Source organism: Pseudomonas moraviensis subsp. stanleyae, from assembly GCF_036283065.1.
GTDB classification, from domain to species: Bacteria; Pseudomonadota; Gammaproteobacteria; order Pseudomonadales; family Pseudomonadaceae; genus Aquipseudomonas; species Aquipseudomonas stanleyae.
In genome coordinates this window covers 1-224 of record NZ_JAADJI010000043.1, presented here as the reverse complement: position 1 = coordinate 224, position 224 = coordinate 1, and the positions used below count along the sequence as shown (strand labels likewise).

The window sequence follows — 224 nt, the reverse complement described above, 5'->3', positions numbered from 1 at the left end:
AGCTGTCACATACCCAATTTGCTGAAGCGAGGCCATCTGGTCACGAGTCAGTACCCGAATTTCTTGACGACCATAGAGCGTTGGAACCACCTGATCCCATCCCGAACTCAGCAGTGAAACGATGCATCGCCGATGGTAGTGTGGGGTTTCCCCATGTGAGAGTAGGTCATCGTCAAGATTAAATTCCGAAACCCCAATTGCGAAAGCAGTTGGGGTTTTGTTTT

1 rRNA gene is annotated in these 224 nt (G+C 49.6%); it reads left to right on the top strand.

Features of this window, described 5'->3' with window-relative positions:
• The first annotated feature begins 62 nt into the window (after window positions 1-62).
• Window positions 63-178, top strand: a 5S ribosomal RNA gene (rrf, locus tag GXB78_RS28035).
• Window positions 179-224: the final 46 nt, after the last annotated feature.